At 30.7% G+C, this 26,690-nt stretch carries 11 protein-coding genes; 9 read left to right on the top strand and 2 right to left on the bottom strand.

What is annotated here, in order from left to right; translation table 11 throughout:
• The first annotated feature begins 408 nt into the window (after positions 1-408).
• Both ACSIGE_RS03890 and ACSIGE_RS03885 read left to right on the top strand, forming a co-directional pair.
• Complete coding sequence (locus tag ACSIGE_RS03890; protein WP_440881479.1) at positions 409-1,317, top strand: helix-turn-helix domain-containing protein; 909 nt, start codon at positions 409-411, stop codon at positions 1,315-1,317.
• Positions 1,318-1,590: 273 nt separating this feature from the next.
• Positions 1,591-2,205: a hypothetical protein gene (locus ACSIGE_RS03885; RefSeq protein ID WP_440881478.1), complete on the top strand. Its 615-nt coding sequence runs from the start codon at positions 1,591-1,593 to the stop codon at positions 2,203-2,205.
• A 1,159-nt stretch (positions 2,206-3,364) separates the two neighbouring features.
• Here the strand turns inward: ACSIGE_RS03885 and ACSIGE_RS03880 are convergent.
• Both ACSIGE_RS03880 and ACSIGE_RS03875 read right to left on the bottom strand, forming a co-directional pair.
• Positions 3,365-8,620: a PKD domain-containing protein gene (locus ACSIGE_RS03880; protein ID WP_440881477.1), complete on the bottom strand. Its 5,256-nt coding sequence runs from the start codon at positions 8,618-8,620 to the stop codon at positions 3,365-3,367.
• A gap of 1,220 nt (positions 8,621-9,840) precedes the next feature.
• Positions 9,841-12,294: a TonB-dependent receptor domain-containing protein gene (locus tag ACSIGE_RS03875; RefSeq protein ID WP_440881476.1), complete on the bottom strand. Its 2,454-nt coding sequence runs from the start codon at positions 12,292-12,294 to the stop codon at positions 9,841-9,843.
• A gap of 453 nt (positions 12,295-12,747) precedes the next feature.
• Between ACSIGE_RS03875 and ACSIGE_RS03870 the strand changes: the two genes are divergently transcribed.
• From ACSIGE_RS03870 to ACSIGE_RS03840, 7 genes are all read left to right on the top strand, one after another.
• A complete protein-coding gene (locus ACSIGE_RS03870; protein ID WP_440881475.1) occupies positions 12,748-14,058 on the top strand; it encodes a sugar MFS transporter in 1,311 nt (436 codons plus the stop codon).
• Between the two features lie 133 nt (positions 14,059-14,191).
• Positions 14,192-14,728: an OmpH family outer membrane protein gene (locus tag ACSIGE_RS03865; RefSeq protein WP_440881474.1), complete on the top strand. Its 537-nt coding sequence runs from the start codon at positions 14,192-14,194 to the stop codon at positions 14,726-14,728.
• 148 nt (positions 14,729-14,876) lie between these two features.
• Positions 14,877-15,476 carry a hypothetical protein gene (locus ACSIGE_RS03860; RefSeq protein ID WP_440881473.1) on the top strand — a complete coding sequence of 200 codons (600 nt, stop codon included), beginning with the start codon at positions 14,877-14,879 and terminating at the stop codon, positions 15,474-15,476.
• Between the two features lie 148 nt (positions 15,477-15,624).
• On the top strand, positions 15,625-20,481 hold the full coding sequence (locus ACSIGE_RS03855) for a hypothetical protein (protein ID WP_440881472.1): 4,857 nt from the start codon (positions 15,625-15,627) through the stop codon (positions 20,479-20,481).
• Positions 20,482-20,493: 12 nt separating this feature from the next.
• Entirely contained in the window at positions 20,494-25,317 is a 4,824-nt protein-coding gene (locus ACSIGE_RS03850) for an RHS repeat domain-containing protein (RefSeq protein ID WP_440881471.1), read from the top strand.
• Between the two features lie 63 nt (positions 25,318-25,380).
• A complete protein-coding gene (locus tag ACSIGE_RS03845; protein WP_440881470.1) occupies positions 25,381-25,752 on the top strand; it encodes a hypothetical protein in 372 nt (123 codons plus the stop codon).
• A gap of 7 nt (positions 25,753-25,759) precedes the next feature.
• Entirely contained in the window at positions 25,760-26,287 is a 528-nt protein-coding gene (locus tag ACSIGE_RS03840) for a PsbP-related protein (RefSeq protein ID WP_440881469.1), read from the top strand.
• Positions 26,288-26,690 lie beyond the last annotated feature (403 nt).

Genomic DNA, 26,690 nt, shown 5'->3' with positions numbered 1-26,690 from the left:
GAGTAAAACTGCGCATTAACTCCTTACATGAAGTTATGGGTATAGATAGTAGAAGGTTTGGTTAACACGCAGTAACAAATTAAATCAGGCAAATATACTAATAATATTAGTCAGTGATCAAGGGAAACAGGGAAAGAATAATCGTTAGTAAAACTCTTTAATAGTTCTTATCTGAAAATTAAATACTTAAAAAAAAAATTTATCAAAATAAATTTTTTGACAATTTTAATTAAAGTTTCAAAATAAGGCCAACAGTTTGTTTTTAACAATAGCCATGGCTTTTATTGAATCATTTTACAATTCAAATACTGATTACGATAGTTCAGTATAATCTAGTTTCTAAAGAATCTTAATTATCAGAATTTTACATAGAAGTTATAATAATTTTTAGATTTTATATTAGAAAGTATGAGTGAATCAGTTAAGATAAATAGTATTTTAGAACTACATAATTTTTTAAAATTAGGTAAACCTTTACATCCTTATATATCATTAGTTAAATCGAGCGCTATTCAATCTGCCCTTGATAAAATAAAGATTCCTCATACTTTAAATTTATATCAAATCAGCTTAACGGATATTGATTTAAATACCATTGCTAAATACGGAGATTTTTTTGATGATTTAGAGGGAGGAATAATGTCTTTTCAAATGGTAAACAGAAAGATAAAAGAAATAAAAAAATTAGACCAAGATGAAGGATGGTACTTGTTTTTTCATCCAGATTTAATAAGAAAAGTAGAGTTAAGCTACAAGATTGATAGTTATCCTTTTTTCTCTTGTACTTTTGAAGGAAATCTTATGATTTATAAAGAGGAGAGACAAACAATTTCAACTATCGTAGAAAATATAAAAAATGAAATCGGGAAACTTACGGATGTACACACTCAAGTTTTAGTAGTATTAAATATAGAGTTATTGCTTAATTATTGTCTACGTTGTTACGACCGACAATTTTATACACTTACCAATAGAAAAAATAGTAAAGCTAATAAATTTAGAGAGTTGTTAGAAGATTATTATAAAACGGATAGGCAGTTAGATCAGGGAGTGCCAACAGTTCAATATTTAGCAGAGTTGATGAATGTGTCTTCTAAATATTTGAGCCATATATTACGAAAAGAAACTGGACAAGGAGCTCAAGATCATATTCATAATTATGTGCTTAAAATAGCTAAAAATAGACTTTTGCATTCAGACAAAAGCGTAAATACAATAGCATATGAATTAGGTTTTGAATATCCTCAGTATTTTAATAGAATGTTTAAAAAGAAAACAAAAGTTACTCCAAATAAATATAGATTGAGTTCAGTTTAATTTTTATAGTACTGGATTTTTGAATAAGATTTTTTGAGTTAAAATTAATGAAATAGAGGGGGTATAGAGAGCATTGAATGTTTTTTAGAAGTAAAAATAGGTTTATAAAGTGTTATTAACGAATAATAAATCTATGAAAATACTGTTAGTCCTTGTGTGAAATGCTAGCTGTAGATTATAAAGTAGTTTGAACAATTCTGATCTTTAGAAGAAATACAATAATTATTGAATAATAGACAATATTAAATCATATAAAATAAATAATTTGAAATTATGGCTAAATACAAACAAACATTTAACAACTCATGTGGAGCAGCATCATTAATGTGTGCTGCCATTGAATTAAAAAAAACAAAAATACCAGGTAATACAGAGAATCCTATCCATCCTTTATGGATTACTCCGCATGATATTAAAGAACCTAATGGTGATAAGCAATCAGAAGCAATGATTTATGCAATAACTTCTGGAGCTGAAGGAGCACCGAGTGATAAAAGTGGTTATTCTTTGCCCAGTAGAATAGGGAAGGTTGCTGCATTGTTGGGGATACATTCTATCGCATTTGTGCCAACTACTTTAAAAGGAAACCTGTTATTATACTTTTATAATACAGAGAAATTAGATGCGCAAAAAGAAGGAATGTTGTTAAAAAGAGAACAAGCTCCAGTTTTAAAAGAAGGTCAATTTCTACTAAAGATTTTAAGAGTTGGTGCTGCAGATACATGGGTTCCAGCAAAAAGCCTACATTATGTTTTGGAGCGATCGGATAAAACTATTATGGATCCAAGCGTGGGGCAAAACTTTCCCGATTTAAATCATTGTATTAAAGCATTGAATAAAGAGGGGGCATTTTATGAAGATACAGGTTTGGCTATTTTATTAGCATAACCCATTAAATAAATTTTGAGGATGTAAATTGAAATTTTAAATACTTTGTATGAATAATGGTGGAGTGTGGTATAATTAATTTATTTTCATCAGTGTAAAAAGCACTCTGCCATTATGATTAACAAGACTTGATAATTATATTACTCTTTATATATTTTGTTTTGTTAACACAAGTATTGTGCCTTATCAAAATATAGTATATTGAAAGCTTTTTCGTTAAAATAATCTTTATAAATATTTAATTTTTTGAAAAATTTTATCTTCATATACTTTGTCAGTGACAAGTTCAAAAAGAACTACTTTAAAAAAGTAAATAATAAAGTTATATTTTTGGTGTAAACGATTGCAATTGTTTGTCAGTATTTTACAATATTAAAAATAAGAACCATTGAAATCAAAACCTACCTTTATTATTGAAACTACTTTATTCGTTATAATAAGTAATTGAATATTTACTACAGGTAACTAGTTTGTGTATAATTAAAATATAGGTTTTGCTCATTGGTTTCGTTTGGCTAGCGTTACTTTTAAATTTTAATAAAGTATTTCCCAAAAATGAGCTTTGAAAAATAGTTTTTTATTGTTCTGCATAAGAATAATAGTTTTTATTAGGTTAAATATTTTTGATTTTATCTCATTGAGTTATTGAAATAACAGGGAGTATAGGGCTTTATATTAGTAGAAATAACTTTAACCATTTTTCTTTTTTATGTTGGTCTTCCTCTTTTATTCTTTTACCCTTCAATTCATGCTATAAATTTTATTAAGACGAGTTTAATTAGGCTTATATTAACTTTCTCAGAAGTAAAATTCATGAATTTTGGATATTTATTATTGGGTAATTTAACGTACACAGCATTTGGTGTTACAGTTTGACTTTAGTTTTATTACTAACATTAAATTAAGCCCTAAAAAAGAGAATAAAAAAATGAAAAAGGGAAGTTTAAAAACAAATGCTTCAAAAAATAAAAGAAGAAGCAACTTTTTAAAATTGCTTCTTCTTTTCAGACTATTAAAATAACAAAAAACGAAACATTAAATAATTTATTTAAAATTAATATTTATAAGTGTTTCTTTTTCTTTCTTTAGATAAAGTAACACTATCTTTCGATAGTTTTCATTTTTTTGTTAAAATGGGAAAAAGAATGAATTAAACAAGTTACTCTTCTTTAATAACTTTAGTTACTATTATATTCTTTTTACTGTCGATTAATTTGAGGATATATAAACCTGTTGATAAATGGCTTATGTTAATGCTATTGTTTGTTACTTTAGTATTTGGAACTATTTTTTCATTATTTTCATCTTCAATGGAGTAAGTTAAAATTGGATTTAGCGATGTGATATATAATATGTCTTTTGTTGGATTTGGATATATATTAAATTCATTTAATACTAAACTATAATCATCATTTTTAATAGAATTATTTATAATTTTAGTGCTAGCGTTTCTAAAGACTATAGGTTTATTTGTATTACATTTATGACAAGATATATTTTGTAAATCCCAAATTTTTCCTTTGTTTCCTATGTAATTAGAGCTTATAACTTGATTTTTTAATTTAATATTTTTAACACCATAGCCAACAGAAGCATCACTTGTAGCGATAGCGTTTTGATTTCCTCCCGTATCAAAATTAAAATTAGGCTTGTTACCTAATACATATTTCGCTTCAGTTTGGGTAAATTTAATACCATCAGCCTCATTTTCGATTTTTATTTTTACGGCTTTTGTATATCCTTGATTATAGGTTGCTACCCAAAATTCATTTCCACTAGATATAGTATTAGAAAGTTTTTTTGATATGATTGGAGTACCTCCAATATAGCTACCTTGCATAGCTACATCAATTGTTTTACCTCTTAAATAAGCTTTTATGTACTGTTTAGAGTTTCCACAATCGATTTCAGTCTCTGTTCCATTCAATATACCATCAGAACAAGTATTAGATGAAACTACATCGCATTTGTTGCAAATAGTATTTTTTAGATTCCATTTTTGTCCTTTGATACCTAAATAATCAGACGTTATGATTTGATTTTTTATTTTAATACTTTTAACACCATAGCCACCAGAAGCATCACTTGTAGCAATAGCATTTTGATTTCCTCCCGTATCAAAATTAAAATTAGGTTTGTTACCTAGTATATATTTCGCTTCAGTTTGGGTAAATTTAATACCATCAGCCTCATTTTCGATTTTTATTTTTACGGCCTTTGTATATCCTTGATTATAGGTTGCTACCCAAAATTCATTTCCACTAGATATAGTATTAGAAAGTTTTTTTGATATGATTGGAGTACCTCCAATATAGCTACCTTGCATAGCTACATCAATTGTTTTACCTCTTAAATAAGCTTTTATGTACTGTTTAGAGTTTCCACAATCGATTTCAGTCTCTGTTCCATTCAATATACCATCAGAACAAGTATTAGATGAAACTACATCGCATTTGTTGCAAATAGTATTTTTTAGATTCCATTTTTGTCCTTTGATACCTAAATAATCAGACGTTATAATTTGATTTTTTATTTTAATACTTTTAACACCATAGCCACCAGAAGCATCACTTGTAGCAACAGCATTTTGATTTCCTCCCGTATCAAAATTAAAATTAGGTTTGTTACCTAGTACATATTTCGCTTCAGTTTGGGTAAATTTAATACCATCTGCTTCATTTTCGATTTTTATTTTTACGGCTTTTGTATATCCTTGATTATAGGTTGCTACCCAAAATTCATTTCCACTAGATATAGTATTAGAAAGTTTTTTTGATATAATTGGAGTACCTCCAATATAGCTACCTTGTATAGCTACATCAATTGTTTTACCTCTTAAATAAGCTTTTATGTACTGTTTAGAGTTTCCACAATCGATTTCAGTCTCTGTTCCATTCAATATACCATCAGAACAAGTATTAGATGAAACTACATCGCATTTGCTGCAAATAGTATTTTTTAGATTCCATTTTTTCCCATTGTTACCTAAATATTCTGAAATAATTATTTGATTATCAATTTTAATACTTTTAACACCGTAACCAGTATCCGAGTCATTTACGGCAATATTTGTTGTACTTCCTTTTTTATCGAAGTTAAAATTAGGTTTGTTACCTAGTACATATTTCGCTTCAGTTTGGGTAAATTTAATACCATCTGCTTCATTTTCGATTTTTATTTTTACGGCCTTTGTATATCCTTGATTATAGGTTGCTACCCAAAATTCATTTCCACTAGATATAGTATTAGAAAGTTTTTTTGATATAATTGGAGTACCTCCAATATAGCTACCTTGTATAGCTACATCAATTGTTTTACCTCTTAAATAAGCTTTTATGTACTGTTTAGAGTTTCCACAATCGATTTCAGTCTCTGTTCCATTCAATATACCATCAGAACAAGTATTAGATGAAACTACATCGCATTTGCTGCAAATAGTATTTTTTAGATTCCATTTTTTCCCATTGTTACCTAAATATTCTGAAATAATTATTTGATTATCAATTTTAATACTTTTAACACCGTAACCAGTATCCGAGTCATTTACGGCAATATTTGTTGTACTTCCTTTTTTATCGAAGTTAAAATTAGGTTTGTTACCTAGTACATATTTCGCTTCAGTTTGGGTAAATTTAATACCATCTGCTTCATTTTCGATTTTTATTTTTACGGCCTTTGTATATCCTTGATTATAGGTTGCTACCCAAAATTCATTTCCACTAGATATAGTATTAGAAAGTTTTTTTGATATGATTGGAGTACCTCCAATATAGCTACCTTGCATAGCTACATCAATTGTTTTACCTCTTAAATAAGCTTTTATGTACTGTTTAGAATTTCCACAATCAATCTCAGTCTCTGTTCCATTCAATATACCATCATTACAAGAGATCTGCGTTGTACAATTATTGCCATTAATTTTTATGTCATTTAGTGTCATTGAATTAGCACCTTTTGAATCTGTTACGGTAAGTGTAACATTATATAAACCACTCTTATTGTAGGTTACAGAAGGTCTTTCAAGTGTTGATGAAGAAGGTGTTCCTCCAGGAAATGACCATTGATAGGTAGCGTCTAGTCCTGCTGCTGAATGATCTGCAAATGAGATGGTTTCTCCACATAAGCCTGACTTTTTATTTACAGCAATATTAGCAAGAGGGGAATAGGTGTTATACAAGTGATTTTCCCATATACCTGCATGAGTTCCTGCTCTTAATTTATTATGGGCATAGTTAATTTTTAGAAATCTAATAGCGCCAGACCTAAGAAGACTACCATATTTTTGCCAGCTATTTAAATTAGCGTCTCTATAATAAACCCCATTCTTTGTCCCTATGTAAACACCACCGTTTGAACCTTTTTGGTGGATCATACTATAAATGTAAAAGCCTTTTATTCCTGAGGAATATTTCTTCCATGATTTTCCTCCATTTGTTGTTTTGTATACCTCTGGGGTGTTCCCGTTATTTAGTGAAAGCCATGCAATATTAGGGTTTTTTGAGTCAATCTCTATATTTCTAAATTTGCCAGGGATATTAGGAGAAATATTATTCCATGTAGTCCCTCTATCAGAAGAGTAAAACACATTATTTACTTTGGGAGAAGATTCTGCTACATACAGTATATCTGGATTAGATAAACTCACTTTAACTTCAGCATAAGAAGAATAATGATCACTTAAGTCTAGCTTAAGGAGTGTTTCAAAAGATGTACCGTTATCATTACTTTTAACAACTCTTTTACCAATATAGTCGATGGCAAATAATTTATAATATTCATTTGGGTGAAATTGAACATTATTGAACTGTTTTAAATAGCCATTACCTAAATTAACTTCTAAACCTTTTTCTGTTGGATGTTTATGCGATGGTCCGTAATTAGGTCTTTTTTGAATTATACTCCTCGTTGCAGGTCTTGTATATAGCCAAAAATCATCTATTGGATTTATAGATGCGTTACTAGCATCACCGCCTCCTAAAGGTTTCCATTTGCCTTTGTATATCGCGTCATCTTTTACTACAACTCCATTGTGATCCATAGCTGAAACTATAACATCTTTTTTACCTTGGGTCATATCAAACCCTAGCACCATTGTAAGTGGTAAGCCATCAGCTCTTTCCACATAGGTTTTTCCTTTATTACTTGAATAAACCAAACCACCATCATTTGCAACCCATACATCATTACCTCTGATTACTATATCTTTAATATCGCCATGCATTGTTGTAGAACAACGAGATACTGGACTTTTTATATTTCTGGGGGCACCGTAATTATTTGATTTATCAGGAAACCAATACCAACTTTGCATTTGGTTGTATGAAGATCTAGGAGAGTAATTTGTAGCTGCAACTACAAAGTTAGCATCCGTATCAGAAATTTCAAATTTTGTAGCCCATCTAATTTGTACAGCCTCCATACCTTCACCAAAAAAATCTCGAGTATTAGAAGATTTATTAATACCAGAACCACCACAGCAAACTTTTGAAAAAGAAGATCCTTTGTCTGTTGATCTATAAAAACCGTAACCAAGTCCTTGAACGTGATAGTATATTGCAACAAGATCTGGCTGCGCTGATGATACAGCTAGCCGAGCTTTATTTTCGTAGTCTTTTGGATTGTTTTCTACAGGCAACCCATTGGTGATTAATGAAAAAGTTTTACCTGTATTAGTAGATTTATAAAATTCATAATGCTTGGTGGTATAATTTCTCACCAATGCATAAATGATGTTGGATTGAGTAGGATGAAAAAGAATATCGGTAGGGAAATGGTACTTTCCAAATGAGGTTTTAATCCAGTTTTGCCCGCCATCTTGAGAAACAGCGATTTTTCCAATCAAATCGTTAGGATTTATGTCTGTAGCAACAATTTTATTAGGATTATCATTAGCAACATCTAAAAAAAGGTATTCGTTTTTATAGCCGTCTCCAGCAAATGATAAATTTGGAAAATTAGCGCTATAGTTAATAGTGGTCATAGAAAAATTATTTCCACCATCAATACTTTTTATAACGCCAACATCGGTAGCAGCATATATAATGTTACTGTCGGATTTGGCAATTTCAATGTCATTAAAAACATTAATTAAAGGTAAGTTTTTTACTAAGCTTTCAGACCATGAAAGCCCCTTGTCTGTTGATTTCCATAAGTTTCCAGCCAAACTTGCAGCGAATACAATATTGTGATTGTTAGGGTCAACATCGATGGCACTTATAACTCCATTTTCACCTGTGTAATAACAATCATGTCTATCAATTTCCATTTTTAATTCTGACCATTCATTGTTAAGGTCATTATTCCTTGATCTTAATTGTTTTTTTTGATTTGAAGATTTTTGAAAATTTGATTTTTTTTGTCCATTTACTGCTACAGTAAATAAGAGTGAAAGAATAAAATAATAAAGGGGTCTCATATGTATTTAATTTATACCCATAAAAAAGCTATCAAAACATTATTAAGGGGAAATTGTTTATTGACAATTATGTTTTGATAGCTGTTATAGAAAGCTATTTGAGCTATCCAAAGAAGGGTTTTATAGACTCAAATATAGAGGGTTAAAGGTTAGGGGTATACATATGTAGTAATTATGACGTAGTAAAAAAAAGGAAAAATAGATGAAAATTATTGTATTGTCCAAAAAAGAAAACACTATTACGAAAAAGAGAAAGGAGTTAAAAACTCCTTTCGATTTAAAAAACGAATAAAAAACCCTTCTAAAATTTAATCGCTTTTAAATTACTCATAATAATGTTTTTAATTCATTTAAACTACTACGCACTAACTTTATAGAATGATATATGAAGTTATATTGATCGGTTAACACGTAGAATGTTTAAACGAGATGGCAAAAATGAAGAATAAAAATAAATAGACAAATAGAGGAAAACCCTAAAAGGAAATTGGTGTAAACCATTATAGATATGGTAAACTCACTAGGGTTTTTGTTAAAAAATAGCGCTAAAATAGTTTCGAATACGATATGGTATTAGAAGAAAAAAAATAAAAGGAATAGAACAGGTCTTTAAAATTATCTTTTTTTCAGTCGATTAGAATGCTTATTGAGAAGTAATGACTTGGGATAAGCATCAAAAAAGATAAGAAGCATTTTACCTAAAACACTTCTTATTTTTTAAAACAAACTAAACATAGAAAAATAAAGGAAAACTTATTTTTCATATTAAAGATAAATTTATTTAATGGCATAATACCATAAAGTTAGTCGAAATACTATAAAATGTAGACGGATGACATTGAGTAACTTATGTAAGTGAATAGAACTAAAGAGGAATTGTTTTTTTAGTAAACTATTTTTAAAAGTTACTATTGAAATTTTAAAGTATTGAAAAAAATACCAATAGTATTTTTTAGGAATTTTATAATATGAGTTAACGAAAATAGTTGTTGAAATGATATACCGATTCTATTAAATTAAAAAAGAAGCATTTTTATTAAAAATGCTTCTTTCTGAAACTAACTAAACAATAATTTAAAAATAAAACTATAGTTTAAAAATAATGGCAAGTACATTACTATTTTATTTTCTTAGTTTAAGTACTAGTTACAAACGACAAGTGGTTTGTTTTTAATAGATGAAATGTATTTGACTATAGTTTAGCTATATTTATTTAAAAATCAACCACCATATTTTTCTCCGTCTTCTTGATAGCTTCGTGAAGGTCGCTCTCGTTTCTTTTTTTGATTAAATCTATAGGTTAAACTTAAAGATATTTGTCTTTCTCTCCATTGAAAATCACCATTTACAATACTCGATGGACTCATTCTATCTCCATTGTAGGTTATATTCTCTCTTCTTCTACTATTCAGGAGATCTCGTATATTAAAAACGAGGGACGCTTTTTCTTTAAATAGGTCTTTACTAAACGACATGTCCGCAGAAAACATCCCTTTTCTATTTGATTGAGCCTCTTCCTGAGCTCCTCTGTACACCATTTTTGTTTGCCATTGAACATTTGTTGGCAGTGTAATTTGTGAATTAATTCTCATAAGCCAACTGTCACTTGAAACACCTAGAAGATGAGTTATAATTTCATTACCATTTGATCCAGTAAAAACATGATCAAACGCTACTCTTTTAAATTTAAAATAGTTGAAGGAAGTAGATAGCTTAGCCCATTTAGCAGCATTGTAATTTGAAGTAATTTCAAAACCATACCGTTTTTCACTATTTAAGTTGGTGGGTTGCCTGATAAAAACTCTCGTATTATTTCGATTTTCAATTACGGAAACCATTTGAATAATATCTGTAGAATATTGGTAGTAAATAGAAGTGCTTAAACTTAGTTTTTTAACTTTAGTTGTAAATCCTATATCTAAAGAATTTGTAAACATAGGGTCAATAGCTGGGTTACCTTTAAAAATATTAGTAGCAGAACTTCTAGATTCAAAAGGATTTAAAAACCAGAATCTAGGCCTTCGTATCCTTCTACTGTAACCTATTGTTAGGTTATTGGTGTCATTTAACTCGTATCCTAAATTAATAGTGGGAAACCACTCAGTGTAATTTTTATTTGAAAACTGATTGGTTGTCAGTACTCTTAAATCAATATCTGTTATTTCAGTTCTAAGGCCAAGCAAATAAGAAAATGAGTAAATCTTACTTCCGAATTGAGCGTAAAGTGCATGAATATTTTGTTTAAAATTAATAGCGTTAGATGGATCATAGTAAAAAGGAAGATTATTTGCATTCCGTACCCTAAAATCAGAATGTAAATCTTGAAAGGTTGATTTGTAACCTGTTTCAAACTGACTGTTTTTTTTAAGAGAATGAATATAATCTACTTGTACAAGTTGATCTGTAGACTGGGTAGTTTGAGAATTTTGTTCAATTAAAACATCGTTTTCTGTGATGGGAGCTAACTCTGTTTCATTACTATTGCTATATTGCAAATCCACTACTAATTTTTTGCCATTTTTATCAAAATTTTCGGTGTAATTCAAAGAAAACTGTTTATCTATTTTGTTTTCATTCTCATTTTCGATTCTTTTAATTCTATTTTTTAATAGTTGTTCTGGAATTAATAGCTCTGTTATGTTACTCGCGGTATCGTTTCCCTTTGATTTACGGTAAAAAAAAGATCCTGTAATAGTACTATATTTGCTAAGGTAATATTCCAGTCCTAAAGTTCCATTTAAGTTATTACTCTTTCTATCAAAAAGACGATCCTCTGTTCGAATACTATCCAAAATGGCATCTTTATTATAATATAAAAATTCTGAAAATGAATTTCCAGGCCCTTTTCGGTACGAATAACCCATATTAGAAAATAGATTTATTTTTTTGGTTCTGTAATTAATATTCGGTCCAATTTGAAGCAAAGAAGGATACCCTGTTGTTACATTGATAGCACCATTCACACCCAATACTTTACCTTTTCTTAAAATAATATTTAAAATTCCTGCTGTTCCCTCAGCATCATATCGTGCAGAGGGGGAGGTAATTACTTCTACTTTTTCAATAGCATCTGCAGGAAGATTTCTTAAGGCATCTGTTCCATTAAGTCCGATTATGGAAGATGGTTTTCCATCTATAAAAATTCTTACATTATCATTACCTCGTAAACTTACGCTTCCTTCCACATCAACAGTAACAGAAGGAACATTATCTAATACATCAGAGGCATTACCTCCTTTTAGGGTCATGTCTTTTCCAACGTTATATATTTTTTTATCCAAACGAATTTCAACAGTTGATTTTTCTGCTATAATTTCAACTTCATCAAGTTGTTCAGCATCTTCACGAAGTAAAATAGTTCCAAGGTTATAATTTTTAGTGTATGATGAGCTAGGAAATTGTTTGATTTTAAAACCAATATATTCAATACTAATTTTATAAGAACCTTTAGGAATCTGAATCGTAAATTTTCCTTTACTATTAGTAACTCCTCCAGAAATCATTTTATTGTTAACATCTTCAAGTAGGACCGTAGCATATTCTAAAGGGATTTTTTGAGTCGCTTCTAGTATAACTCCTGAAATAGTAACGGTAGAGGAATCCAAGTTTACATTTCTCTTTTGTGAAAATAAAGTGACACTAAAAAGAAGTAGTAGCAGCGTTTTTTTTTTCATGAAAACTGATTTTTAAAGTACATTTGACTTCGTATATCTTTACAAGTTTAATTACTTTCTGTTAAAGCTTTGTTAACTTAGCTGAATACAAACAAACTTACTAAATAGTATGATTCTTTCAGAGAAGAGCAAAGACAAAAGTGGCGTTTAAAAAAGTTTACTAAACTTTTTAATCGGTTTAAGTATTACTTTTAGCATAAAAAAGTGGTTTTCCCCAGTAAAAATGGCATAAAAAAACAAAAATATGCTTTCGACCTTTCCTTTTTCCTTTATATTTGAAAATAGGACAATAAATGAATAACATGAAAATATTAAAAGATCAAGCCAAACCTGTAACCACTCGGGAAATATAGCGTTTTAGATAAAAAATCAATTATTATTCTTAATAGACAGTTTCAAAAAGTTACAAATTAAGCTGTATTCCTACTATCGAATACTCAGATAAGCTACTATATGATTACATCAAATAACAAGTCCCAAAAAAGGGCATTTATTTTTCTTATTTCTTTATTTTTTCTTTGGGGGTTTATAACTGTATTGGTAGACTCTTTAATTCCAAGAATTCGTGATCTTTTTGAACTTACTTATTTTCAAGCGGGGCTTGTACAGTTTGCTTTTTTTGGAGCCTACTTTTTACTATCCATTCCAGCGGGCCACATTCTTGCAAAAATAGGATACAAAAAAGGAATTATTTTAGGATTGTATACAATGGCGGTAGGGTGTTTATTATTTTTTCCAGCAGCATCGTATCGTATTTTTGGTGTATTTATGTTTGCTTACTTTGTTTTAGCCGGAGGAATGACTATTCTTCAGGTGGCAGCCAATCCATATGTAGCCGCTTTGGGTTCAGAAGAAGGGGCTAGTAGCCGCTTAAATTTATCACAAGCATTCAATGCATTGGGCGCAGCCATTGCACCAGCAATTGGAGCAATGTTAATTTTAAGTGACAAAGTAAAGTCAAAAGAAGAAATTGCTAACTTATCTGAAATTGGAAAAACAGAATATTTTTTAGCAGAAGCAGAAGCGGTGCAAATTCCTTTTATAAGTATTGCCGCATTAATTATAGTGTTAGCTATGTTATTTGTTTTTGTAAAACTACCCCATTTAATTGAAAATGCGCCCAAAAGAGGTCATAGAAAATTATTAACTAATAAGCCTTTAATGCTAGGTGCTTTAGGTATGTTTTTGTATGTAGGAGCAGAAGTAGCTATTGGTAGTTACCTAGTAAGTTATTTTATGGATATGGAACTTTTTAGTATCATAAAAAACAATACTTTCATGAGAAGTATTGCAGAGGCTATTTTGAATACAAATCTAGCTGAGGTAGATAATAAAGCGATTGTTGGTGCATTTGTGATGTTTTATTGGTCAGGGTCTATGATAGGACGATTTGCAGGTGCGTATTTAACCAAAGTTATGGCTCCTAATAAGGTGTTGATGCGATTTGCTATTGCCGCTTTGGTACTAATCATAACATCAATAACTACCAATGGTTTTGTTGCAATGTGGTCTATTCTAGCGGTAGGGTTGTTTAATTCTATCATGTTTCCAACCATTTTTACCTTGGCAATTGATGGTTTAGAAGACTTAAAACCACAAGCTTCTGGTATTTTGTGTACCATGATTGTAGGTGGCGCAATTATTCCTCCTTTATATGGCTTATTGGCTGATATGATTGGCTTTAAGTTCGCTTTTACATTGGTTGTTTTTTGTTATGCTTATATTTTATGCTATGCCAAAATAAGAGAAAAGGTACTAAAATAAGGAATTTCAGAAAGAGAATTGTTTTTTTTAAAGCTGTTAATAAAAACTTAAAAAGTAAGCTTAATTTTTATCTAAAAAATTATATATTCGCGCCGATAAAAATTGAATCAAAAGATAATTATAAAAATAAATAATGAAAAAAATTGTAGCACCGTTAGCTATTTTAGCTTTTGTACTGTCCTTAGTAACTTTATTTCTTTCTCAAAACACTTCAGATTTGGTTTACGTAGATGTTAATAAACTAATTGAAGGATACAAACGAACAAAAGTAGTTCGTGGAGAATTTGAAAAAAAAGCCAACGTATTAAAATCAAATGTAGATAGTTTGGTTACGGACTGGCAAAAGGAATTAAAATTATATGAAAAAGAGCGTTCTAAATTTTCAAAAAAAGAATTAGAATTAAAACAAGAACTACTTAGTAATAAACAACAACAAATAAACAATTACCAGCAGGCGATTCAAAAGCAAATTCAGTCGGAAGATCAAAAGGCAACTCAAACCGTTGTGAATGATATCAATGATTATGTAAAAGAATTTGGAAAGAAACAAGGGTATAAAATTATTTTTGGTGCCAGTGGGGGAGGTAATATTATGTATGCAGATAAAACTGCTGACTTAACGGAGCAAGTTTTAGAAGGCTTGAATGCCGAATATCAAGGAAAAAAATAATAAAGTCGGATATATTTTCATTGTAAAAAGCTGGTTTAAAAAAGCAATGTTTTTATAAACTAAAAAATTCTGTTGAACAAACCTATGTTAATTATTAGGAGTGTGAACAAAGGCTTCTTAATACTATGAAAATAGTAAATATTATTGTATGAGTCGTTTTTTATGGGGCATAACCATACTATTTTTTCTTAGTTGTAATTCAAAATCATTTTCTTCAAAGGAAGCCCTGTGGCAGTTCCTTAAAGATGAAGATCAAGGCTATGTGCAAAGTAAAAATATTAATGGTTATGATTTTACTTTGATTTATAAGCCAACAGATGTATTGGTAGCACAAGAATTACAAGACACTGAGGATAAAAAACAAGTAGCAACTTTACGGGCTAAGTATCAAAAGTACTTGTACTTTAACTTATCGATGGGGAAAAATAATAAAGAACTTTTAAGTGTTACACCTAAAAACAGGCAAGAGTTTGGCGCTATGGTCAACCAATTGGCATTTGGAATGGGCGAAAAAGTACATTTATTATCGCCTCAGAAAGATACATTGGAATTGTTGGATTATGTATACCCAAGAATGTATGGCATGACCAATAGCACTTCTATGCTTTTTGTATATCCTAGGGATGAGAAGTTTTTAAAAGAAGATTACTTAACGGTTGTCATTGGAGATTTAGGAACTTATACAGGTGAGGTAAAATTTAAAGTACCCACCCAGTTGATAAAAAATGAACCAACCATACAGTTTTAGTAAAGAAAATTTACTTATAACCGTATAAGAGTTAAAACACCACAACAGCGGTATAGTGGTAAAAAAGAAAAATAAATAAAATAAATAAGAGTTATTTCGAACGTTTGTGAGAAGTTTCTCAAAAACATACAAGTATAAGATAATCATTATGATAAAGAACAAACGTACCCGAAAAACAATTGCTGTTTTCTTTTTACTCAATTTTTTGAGTAGCGTAGTACCTTATAATGCGATATTCGGACAATCAAATACGCCGAATGCTCCTGAAGCAGCATCTTTTGAGCCTGTAGATGCTACGGATATGGTAAATTTATCGACAGGTAGTTTTAGCTATGTTTTGCCACTACTCAATGTTCCCAGTCCAGAAGGAGGTTATCCGTTAGCTTTAAGCTATCATGCTGGAATTGCAATGGACCAAGAAGCATCTTGGATAGGACTAGGCTGGAATTTAAATCCAGGAGCTATAAATAGAAATGTAAATGGCTTTCCTGATGATTATGACTCAGATCTTTTTAACGAGTATTATTGGGATAAGGAACAAACCATTAGATCTTATCAAGCTTCAATTGGGATGTCATCTTTTGATGGTTCTACAATAGGTTTAAATCTTTCATGGGGTAGCCATAAAAGTTTAGGTGGACATATAAATATAGGAATAACTGAACTTTTAGATTTTAAATTAGGGGGAGAGAAAGGAGTTTCTGTTGGTCTGAATCTTGATTTACTTGGTTTGAGTAACCTATCTAGTAGTTTAACATTAGGAGCTAGTTTTGAGACAGGTGAAAAACCGGAGTTTAATCTAAAGTATAATACTAATAGTTTAGGATTAAAAGTTTCATCTCAAAGAGTTTCAATACTTATGAAACAATCTTCTTATTCTCCTAGGGTCACATTGTCTTCGTCAGGTGTAGGTTTAAACCTAAATATTCCTAATTCTACAGGAAGAAAATCTGTAGGAGCAGCTTTCTTTTCATCTGAAAGATCAAGTAAAATAGGCAATTATTCTATGAGGTCGAAGTCTTGGAGAATACCAATTATGATCCCATTTGGTGCTGGTTTTTTGAGTTTTTCTTTTGGAAAACAAGAGTTTAAGTTCTATAGAGATGAAAATAATTATAATTTTGTTAGCGGTCCATTGAATTTTTACAAGTTAGCACAAAATAAATGGAAAGCACATTGTCCTCGATTAGTTATCAATAATTCAGAAATTAGAGAAGAATGGACAAAGATAGTAGATACTCAAGCAGAAGCGAATGAGCTTTGCAAAAAATGTTCAACTGACTGCAAAGTATCAAGAGTAAAGGATAATTCAGTACATGATATTTATGAACTACCTATTGTTGAAGGAGACTTTTCTGAAAAAGAAAATTTAACTGTAGCCAATCCAAATTTACCTAATTATGATAAGTATAGTGTTCAAGCACAGGGACTTTCTGGGGCTATAGCTCCAAGAATATTAGAAAATGGAGCACTTTATGGTTTTTCGGGAAATAAAGATACTGAAAATAGAATTTTAGATTATCATGTAAATGATGATAATGGATCTGCAAATAAGTTTAAATTTAAAAGCAGACCAAATTTTTATTTTGAAAGTCAAATTTCTAGTTATTTGAGAGTTCCTGTTCCTAAGTTAGATGTAAATATATTAAAAGGTCATAACGTTAAATCTAATACAACAAGTCTCCCAAGAAGAAAAATGGCTAGTTATATTGAATACTATACGAATAACGAAATATTAAAAGATAGTGCTCGATTAAAGTCCGAGGGCTTTATAAATACAAAAGCTACAGGATTTGATAGAAGTAAAGCTATTGCTAGTGGTATTGGAGGTTTTAAAATAACTGCAATAGATGGAAAAACGTATCATTATTCATTACCGGTCTATAATCATGAAGTTATTCATAGAACTTATGGAATTAGTAAGTATTTTAAAAGTAATCAAGTTCGCCCAGAAAAAGAGGCATATTTCGAGAAAAACCAAATGGCACCTTATGCTACGCATTGGTTATTGACTGCGATAACAGGTCATGATTTTATTGATGTAAATAATAATGGTATACCAGATAAAAATGATTTTGGCTATTGGGTCGATTTTGAATATGGAAAATATTCAGAAGCTTTTATTTGGAATGGAGCTTACGGAAAAGATTTTTTTGAAAATCCAAAAGATAAAAGCGTTAAGTCATGGGTAAAAGGTCGTAAAGAACTGTACTATCTCGATAAAGTCAAAACAAGAACGCATACAGCAATTTTTATAAAGTCTAAAAGAAAAGATGGTCTGTCAAAAGTATTTAGTTATGGATATGCAGATGATAAAAATACATATGTTGAAAATGCATTTACAATACCTGAACAATCTCCATTAAAACTTGATAAAATAGTCCTATTTAAAGGAGATTTACGTTTGGATAAAAGCTCAGGAAATAATTCAGAAAAAGAAGTTAGTTTATTTTATAAAAATGGAGGATATAAAAGAGATAAAGCTAAATTTGATTTGTTAAAAAATATTATTGACAAAGATGATAAAATATCGTTATCAAATAGTAGAATAATTAAGTCAATAGAATTAAACAACAATCATTACGATTTAGTAAAAGGAACACCAAATAGCAGTGTTAATGGAAGACTTACGCTTCGAGGAGTTAGTTTTAAAGGAAAAAAAGAAAAAACAGTTCTTCCTAGCTACAATTTTAAGTATTATAATTCAGAAGATAATTTTGATATTAATGATAAAGACGATTTTGGTTACAAGAAAAAAAATAATAAAATTTGGTCTTTGAATGAAATAGAAACACCTGAAGGATCAAAAATTAAAATTGAATATGAATCGCATAAATTTAAACCGGTGTTAAAATCAGAGTTTATGATTTATTCTAGTTCTTTTTATGATATTCAAAATTTGACAGGAAATAGGTATAAAATTACATCTAGGAAAGAAGACTTTAAATTAGATGAAATCAATATTTCTTTTCGAAAGGGCGATGAATTAACTATTGAGGAAAAACAATGGGAAACCCTAAATGGAGTAGGTAGGCTTAATACGTGCACTAAAAAAACAAAAGTTGTTGTTGATCAAGTGGTCAATCCTCGTGAGATAATAGTAAGCGCAAAGGATGATATAAAGTGTAAAGCTGCATTTTCAGGGACAACACCAATATCTACAATTAATCTATATTACATAGTTAAAAATCCACTAACCTTAGGAGGCATTAGGGTTAAAAGAATTTCTACCGTAAGTGAAACAGGACGTTATAATTCTATGAAATACACTTATGGTGAGAAAGGAAATGGTATTGGTTTTATAACTTACCTGCCATATGCTCCAGAATTAGCTAAAGAATTGCCATATAGTTCCGAGTTACCACCTCCACAAATTATGTATGACTTTGTGAGAACGAGTACAGAAATAAGTTCTAATGGTAAGAATTATAAGAATATTGGTATAGAAAATGAATATTCTTTTAATGTATTAAAAGAAAAGGAAGAGGGAAAAATAAAATTTGGTAATTTTTATGAATTAATATCAAATCAAGAGTATGGTAATACAAGTTCTTTAAATCAATTACATAGTTTTAAAATTAAAGATAACCTAAATTCCATAGGTCAATTGTTAGGAGTTAAAACATTTGGTTTTAAAAATGAAACACTTAATATTTTAAAGAATACTTATTTTGATAAAAATTCAATACCAGATCAAATAGGGGTAACTCAAGAATCTTTTCAAACATATAAGAAAATATCCAGTGGGCATAATGTTAAGAAGTTGGGAATAACAACAACAAGAATAACATATCCAAGTATAATAAAATCTTCTTCTGAAGAAAAAAAAGGTCAAAGCACTATTACAGAATTTAAAGATTTAGATCCGATTACGGGAAGTGCTAGAGAAGTATATTCATATTCAAGTACTGGTGTTAAATTGAGAAAAATAGTATTAAAAGCCTACATGAAATATTCTCAAATGGGTTCCAAAGTAGATAATATTAATAATAAGAATATGCTAAGTCAAACTGCTGGAGAGTATTCTTATATACTTAAAAATAACACATGGAAGGAAGTTGGAGCAGGTATCACGACATGGAAAAGTGACTGGGCGTACCAATTAAATGATAGAAAACCTGTTAGTACTAATGATGTTTGGCGTAAGCACAAAACCTATGTTTGGAATGGAGGCGTTGATGACGAGGGAATGTACACCAATTTTACCGACTTTAATTTTGCTAAAGAAGCATCCAATACAAAATGGAAAAAAACGAGTGAAGTAACAAAGTACAATCAATTTTCACAACCCCTAGAAACAAAGGATGTGAACGGAAGTTATGTGTCTAGTAAAATGGGAGATAATTATAGCAAGGTCATCGCTACTGCTAACGCCAATTATAATGAAATGCACTACAGTGGGGCAGAGTATGTTGAAGGAAATTATTTTGATGGAGGCATAAAATCATTAGGGCATAAGCCAACAACAGATGCGCATACAGGTGACAGAATAGTACAAATAGATAGAGGGCAGCATGCTTTTGAGGTGGTAGTTCCATCAAGAGCAACGCGTAAACCGATTGAAAATCGTTTTAAAGTATCTGTTTGGGTAAAGAAAGGTCAAGAAAATAGAGTAAAAATTAAACTCAATGCAGACACTCATAACTTTACGATGGCTGAAAAAGTTATTGCGGGGAACTGGGTTATGTTAACAGGTTACATTACTTTACCTTCTACTTCTAATGTAAACAATACAGTTGCTATAACCAGTACGAATGGAATCGTTCAATTGGATGATTTTAGGTTGCACCCGGCAGTATCAAGCATGACCAGTTATGTATATAATAAATGGGATGAAGTTAGTTACATTATAGGAGCCAATGGGTTGGCTACCAAATATATTTATGATGATGCGGGCCGTTTAAAAGAAACCTGGGTTGAGGTTGTTGATAATCCAGCAGCAGGCATTAAAGGAGGTTTTAAAAGAGTAACTACCCATGGGTATAATTATAAAAGAAATAACTAAGCTATGATAAAAATGAATTTTTTAGGAAAACTTTTAATTGTATTGTTGTTGTTTATCGTAAAGTTGGGAGTTGCTCAAGTAACTCCTATCAAAAAGCAACAGTTTGAAAATAGCTTGTTAATATCACCGGAATCATCTAAAATAAATAATTTGCTTGATCCTTCGAATCGTGTAAATAACAAACATAATTTTTCTCCAGGGATTAAGATGTGTAATACTATGGCAAGTGTTGAAAAAAATGAAATCATAGAGTTACCGAAAGAGAAAAGTGAATATAGGTTTACTATTGAAAGTTATTGTGAACCATTTCTAAGGCCTATAACAATAAGGCATGTAACAATAAACTGTAACGGGTCAGAAATTATTTCTGACCCAACAGAAGCCTATATTAATAACGAAGACCTATTGACAGGAATACTTACTGATGAAGAAATGAGGGTAGCGGGTATCACGTATACTTCTACTACTAATAAATATGTAAAAGATCCTCATCAACCTAATATTTTTTCAACAAACCCGTTTCCAGGCAATTCAGAAGTTATTTATAAAACTACAGTAGTTTTAACTTTAGAAAACAATGTCAATAAACCCGAAAGATCCTTTCAGGTTTTTATATCAGGAGCAAATGGTCTTTCAATATCAAATTATCATGCTAAACCAGAAGCCTACGTATTGTTTGATTCCTTTATTATTAAGCAAAAAGGAAGTCCTAATTATCAGTATTATTTTAAAGACAGTGATGGAGATGGTTTTGGAGACTGTGAAGAAGAACCACAAATAAGCAATCGTCCTGTGCGAGGCAAAGTAACCAATAATTTAGACAAATGTCCTTCTGAATTTAGCAAAGGAAATAATGGTTGTTTGGAAACGAAGGAAGTACGCAATTATACAACTGAAAAGGGGTATGATATTAAGGGTAAATTGATAGGAAGCTCTAAAAAATATTTTAACGATTTAGGAAAGCTTGAGCAGTCACAAAATTATGATACCAAAGAAAAAAGAATTTTTGCTTCTCATGTAATTTACGATTCGCAAGGAAGACCAGCTTTACAAACTATGGGAGCGCCTTTAACTGATAAAAACCAAACAGAGGGTTTTAAGTTTGTTGAGAAACTAATTAAAAAAGAAAACGGAACCGTTTTAACAAGTAACGATCTTGAACGTTTAAGTATTGAAAATTCTCCTAAAATACAACGTTCTTCTCGTTTAGGAAAGTACTATTATAACAATGCGGAAGAGACTTTGCAAGATAACACTGAACGCCCATATACCAGATCAGTATATAGTACTTTAAACCCAGGAGCTGTGAAGCAGACTGTAGGAGGGAATAAAATGAATGGTACATGGAAGCAAGGTTATAGTTTTACAATGCCAGCAGCACAAGAAATGTATTATGCCCTTGGGTATAATGCTTTTCCTTCAAAACCAGCCGTGGCAACAACTTATTCAGGAATCAGCGCTACGCTTAATGATTCTTCCAAAAAAATTGCTTGGTTAAAGGCTTCAAAAACTGTGGTTCAAGATGTTTCTGGAACAAGAGAATCTGTGGTATTTACCGATGCTGATGGTAAAACTTTAGGAGCAGCCCGATCAGGAGGTACACCATACAATGTGCTATCACTAATTGGAGAACAGAAGTTTATTGACATTCATATACCAGTAGGTTGCGAAAATACAGCTCGCTTTTTAGGGGGGGCAGTAAATTATGAAGTGTATGATTTAAAAGAGGAAAAATTAATAACTCCTACACCAAATACCTTATCAAGTGGTTTTTACCGTATAGAATATGTTGGGAGAACCAAACTTTCAAAAGAGCATCAGTTAACTTTTATAGACATTAGAGATAAAAAAATTCAACCCGTAAAAAATGCCGCTGCAGGTATTCGTTATCAAGTAAATTATCATAGCTTTAGTTTAAACGAGTATAATGATGCGGGACAACTAGTGACTACTTTACAACCGCTAGGCTTTAACAATAGTAGTTTTAACCAATTAAATGCTACTGTAAATCACAATTCAAAATTAAAAAGTTATTTCAAATACAACAGTCTTGGGCAGTTAATACATACCAGTAGTCCTGATGAAGGCCATGCATGGTTTGTATATCGAAATGATGGGCAAATACGTTTTTCAGTAAATAGCAAACAATGGAAAGCAAAAGAATTGTCATTTACCCAATACGATGATCTTGCACGCCCGAAAGAAAGTGGCGTATACAAAGACAATGCTTTAGCTTATTTAAAATCGTTTGTAGGTATGGACAATCTAAATATGCAAACAGACCCTTTTAAACCAACGATTAAAAATGTATTAGAGGTAAAAGATGGCGATATTCCGACGACAAGACGAGAAGAGCAACACTTTACAGAATATGATTATTTAAGTACAGTAAGTCAAAATAAATTAAATGGTTTAGTCAGTACAGCTTACAGAACGCCAACATTCCTTTCAGGGAATGTAGCCAAAACGTACAATAAAGATACTTCTGGAACCAATATATCAGAAACGTATTATAGTTATGATGTTCATGGTCGTGTTACGTGGATTGTTCAAAATTTAAAAGATTTAGGCGTTAAAACCATTGATTATGAGTACGACCCTATAACAAGTCAGGTAGCTAAAGTATATTACCAGAAAGGAAAAGCTGACCAGTTTATCCATCAATATACTTATGATTCGGACGATCAAAGTTTGGTAAAAGTAGCAACTTCTACCAACGACTCAAATTATACAACACATGCTGAGTATAGTTATTACAATACTACAGGGGCTTTAAAAAGAACGACTATTGCAGGAGGCATTCAAGAGATAGACTATGTATACAATTTGGCAGGACAGCTAAAATCAATCAATCATCCGAGTTTAGCAAAGGATCCCAATATTAATCCGCATGGAAGAGATTTGTTTGGATTAACTTTAGATTATTACAACCAAGATTACAAAAGAAATAGTAACTTTACGTTCAATGATCAGTTAACTGTGGAAAATCAATATTCAGGAAATATCAAAGCCATGACATGGAATAGCAAGCAAAATAAAGCTGAGCAACATGATCCTGTATTGTATGAATATGAGTATGATGAGCGTAATTTTTTAAAGAAAGCAAATTTTAATGGACTTAATGCAGAGCAAAGAAGTTATCCGTCAACTATCGTTTTGGCTGAAGATCTTTTTGTAACAAAGCATGCAAAAGCTACAAACGCCATAACACTCAAACCTGGTTTTCATGTATTAGGTACAAAATCAGTTACTTTTTCTGCAAAAATTGTTGCTGACAATGCAAACGGGCAATACCAATCAGAAGATTATGATGTGAGTAATTTGAGGTATGATGCTAATGGAAATATCGAGTCTTTAAAAAGGAATAAAAATACCGAACAAGACTCCAATTTAATGGATAACTTAATTTATCATTATAAGGCAGACAAACCCAATCAATTAAAAAGAGTTGAAGATAGGGTAGTAACGGATACCCATGCGAACGATATCAAAACACAAACTACAACTGATAACTATAAATATAACAGTATTGGACAGTTAACTGATAATATTGATGAGCATGTAAGGTATGAATACAATGCCAGTGGTTTGGTTACCAAAGTTTTTTATAACAACAAATTACGCGTGCATTTTTATTATAACGACAAAGGTTTTAGAACCAAAAAACTAAGTTATAAAAATGACGGGACTAAGGATAAAACAACCGATTATGTTTTAGATGCTTCAGGATCTGTAATGGCAATATATGAAGATCAGCAACTAAAAGAGCTACCTATTTATGGAGCCTCACGTTTGGGAATGTATAACAAAGCATCAGGAACCAGTGTTTATCAATTAACCGACCATTTAGGAAATGTACGAGCAGTAATTGCAAAAAATGGAAATCAAGCAATTGCTACAACAACAACAGATTACTATCCTGGCGGGATGGCGATGCCTAACAGGAAAATCGTAAATGGTGAGCCATACAGATATGGTTATCAGGGTGAATATGCAGAAACTGATCCAGAGACTGGAAAACCTGCGTTCCAATTACGTTTATACGACCAACGTATTAATAGATGGTTAACGGTCGACCCTTATGGACAGTATCCTTCTCCGTATATGTCAATGGGGAATAGTTGGAATAATAAAGTTGATCCTGATGGAGGTTGTACGAAAGGTGATCCATGTTATGAGTTAGATGAAGTTGTTATTACAGGAAAAGGCGGAGGAGGGTTACAACCTAGTGGAATTGCTGATTTTGGAACTTTAAATTACTTTTCAGCGTCTTTAACTTGGGCTTGGGCTGTTAGAGATTTTGAATATAGACCAAATGTAAGAGCATTAGAGCAGTATCGTTATGCAGATAGAGCAACTCGAACAGCTGCAAGTAGGCAAAGAAATGCCTATACTGAAGCTGCTAGAAATAAACTTACACCAGAATTAAAAGCATTTTCTAAAGTTAAAAAAGGAAACTTCAAAGTTAATCCTGATGGTTCTTTTTGGAAACCCAATAAGGGAGTAATGAGAACAGCTAGAGTCGGAGGAGCTTTAGGTGTTGCTGGATTAGCCTATGGAGGATATCAATCTTATGAATATATAAATAATGCTAATAATAAAACTCATGCAGCTGTACATGAAGCTTCTAGTTGGGCAGGTTCATTAGGAGGTGGTTATGCAGGTGCTTTGGCAGGAGTAAAAATGGGAGCTGTTATAGGTTCGTTTTTTGGTCCAGTTGTTGGTAGTGCAATAGGAAGTGTAGTTGGAGGAATAGTAGGGGGTGCTTATGGAAGTTATTATGGAGGGCAAGCAGGAAGTAATTTTGCTAGAAAACAAGGTTATTCAGGTTATTAATTGATTATGTGGTTTAAAAATTTAATAATAAGAAGAAAAATACATGTTTTTTTAAAAGAGAGGTTGAAATCAAAATTTTTACCTTTTAAAAAAGGCTTTGTTTTTTTATTTCAAAATTTAGCAAAAAATGGTTTTTCGATTTTTGGCATTAGAGAATTTTATGATATTGCTATGATACCATATACTGAAGATGGGTTTGATAAAGTTTGTGAAATTTTACAGAAAAGAGCTCCTTTTAACATAAAAGAATCTAAAGAGTTTAATATAGAAAACGATTATATCAATGTTTCAGCTTTTAAACAAAATAGGGAATTGTTTTTTTTAGTAGATAATTCTGCTGTAACAGATATATTACTAAATGATAAATTTAAGATTATAAAAACAGATGAAGAGTATTTTAATAGCTTTGAAAAAAAAGAGAATATTTTTAAATAGGAATAATATGTATAAGTTTAGTGTGCTGTTTTTTTTGTTAATACATTTAACAGGTTGTTCACAGGAAAAGTTAATAGATTATAAAAGTACTCAAGATGGCTTTTCTTTTTCATATGATGACTCATGGGAGAAAAAAATAATACGAAGTCGTTCTGTTTTTTTAACTAAAGGAGATGAAAAAGATGGGACTAATTTTAGGAATAATTTAAATGTAATTGTTCAAGATTTATCTCAAAACCTAATGAGTTTAGAGGATTACCACAATCTTACATTACAGCAAATGCAACAGGCTCTTGGAGAAAATACAGTTACAAGTGATAAAGATGTTACAATAGGAGGTGTTAACGCCAAAGAGCTTATTTACACAATCCCAAAAGATATAAGTAAGGGAAATTTTTTAGAACTTAAATTAAAGCAGGTATATTTAATAAAAAATAGTAAAGCATATTTAATTACATACACAGCAAAATCTAAAGACTTTGCGAAATATTTAAAGTCGGCTAACTTCTTTTTTACAACTTTTAAACTATTGTAGATTAAGCCAACTTATCCTGCAAGGTATTATCCCCTGTTAGCGCTCGTTTGTAACGAGTGCCGAGTAAGAGTAAGCAAACCATAAATAAAAAAGCTACTTTACATTATTTTGTGAGGTAGTTTTTTGGTTAATAAAAAAATAAGAATAAAATAAAAATGGCTACCAATTCAAATGGTAACCTGCAACAAGCAATGGATAAAATGAATTAGAAAAAAATGGATGACTTTGGAATTAATTATGTCGGCTTAACAATTAGATATCTATATATAAAGTATTTTTTAAAAAGAACTGTAAATTATAAAGAGTTATATAAAAAAACAAAGTATGGAAAGAATTTAAGATATATTAAAACATCAAATCATAATTTAGGAGTAATAACTTCTATTGTTTTAGCTATTTTAAT

It is taken from the genome of Tenacibaculum profundi, from assembly GCF_052050075.1.
Classification (GTDB): domain Bacteria; phylum Bacteroidota; class Bacteroidia; order Flavobacteriales; family Flavobacteriaceae; genus Polaribacter.
The sequence above is the reverse complement of the archived record's forward strand: the minus strand, read 5'-3'. Positions and strand labels throughout refer to the sequence as shown.